The sequence below is a fragment of the Alkalinema pantanalense CENA528 genome, from assembly GCF_050753345.1.
Classification (GTDB): Bacteria; Cyanobacteriota; Cyanobacteriia; order Leptolyngbyales; family Leptolyngbyaceae; genus Alkalinema; species Alkalinema pantanalense.
On sequence record NZ_JBLZFX010000185.1, the window covers coordinates 3230 to 4521 of the forward strand.

A 1292-nucleotide genomic window follows, 5' to 3' on the forward strand; every position below is an offset into this window, starting at 1 on the left:
GCCACCGACACCCCGCCGCCGCGCGTGCTGGTGCTCGACGCGCATGGCCGCATCCTCGACTGGATGACCTGGCAGGACGCCACCTGCCTGTACGTGCGCGACGCGGTGGCCTGGACCCTCGGCGAACCCTGCATGACGGTCCGCGGCGGCTGGAACCGCGCCATCGGCGGCCAGAGCCAGGTCCTGCTGCACCCCATCGTGGCCGCGCGGGGCCGCGCCCGCCCCTCCGCGGCCGACCCCAGCCCGGCGCTCACCAACCACGCGCTGTTCGCGCGCGACGGCCACCTGTGCATGTACTGCGGCCAGGCCTTCGCGCGCGCGGTGCTGACCCGCGACCACGTCGAGCCGCTGTCGCGCGGCGGCGCGGACGTGTGGGAGAACGTGGTCGCCGCCTGCCGTCCCTGCAACGCGCGCAAGGGCGGACGCAACCCGCAGCAGGCGCGGATGCCGCTGCTGGCGGTGCCGTTCCGCCCCAGCTGGGTCGAACACCTGGTGCTGAGCAACCGCCACATCCTGGCCGACCAGATGGCCTTCCTGCGCAGCCACCTGCCCAAGCGCGCGCGTCCGATGGCCTGAGCGAAGCGTGACGCGCGCCGTTGACCCCGGGGCGCACGCTCGCCAACACTTCACGCCCCCCGCCGCCCGGCGGGGTCTTCGTTCGGGAGTGGGGATGGATCGCACGCTGTGCTTCACCGGGATGGACCGCGCCGAGGGCGAGCAGCTGGCCGCGGCCTTCGAGGACGCCAACCGCCGCCTCGGCGGCATCTGGCGCCTCGCCCCGGAGGCCGAGGCGGCCACCCTGGTCATCGACGTCGACTCCATCTACGGGCACATGACCTGGCTGCGCGCGCAGCACGGCCCCCAGCGCGTGGTCAGCCTGACCGCCAACCCGCGCGGCGGCCATGGCACCACCCTGCACCGCCCGGTCAGCGCGGCCAGCCTCGAGGCGATGCTGCGCGAGCTCGATGGCGAGGAGGCGCCGGCAGCACCGGCCGCGGTGGCCGGGCAGGCCGCAGCGCCGATGATCACGCCCTCCGGCACCGGGCGCGCCGCCAGCCCCGATGCCGAGCCGACCATCCCCGCATTCGCGCGCCCCGCGACGCCCGCGGTCGCGCCGACGCCGCGCGCCCCCATCGCCATCGACGAGCCCGCGCCGACGGCCGCCCCGGTGCCGCCCCGGGAGGACGCCTTCCCCGCATCCACCGAGGCCGCCGAGGCGCTGCCCGAGGTCCCGCGCGTCGCCACCCTGCTGGTCGAGGGCCTGCTCGCCGGCCCCTCGCGCCTGCGCCGCC

Annotated in this window: 1 protein-coding gene and 1 pseudogene; both read left to right on the forward strand. The window is 76.6% G+C overall.

The window, feature by feature from the left end:
* Window positions 1-576, forward strand: a 576-nt coding sequence (locus ACN4EG_RS27220) for an HNH endonuclease (RefSeq protein WP_431633425.1), incomplete at its 5' end; no start/stop codon positions are given.
* Window positions 577-670: 94 nt separating this feature from the next.
* A pseudogene (locus ACN4EG_RS27225) lies at window positions 671-1292 on the forward strand (hypothetical protein); the annotation flags it as partial.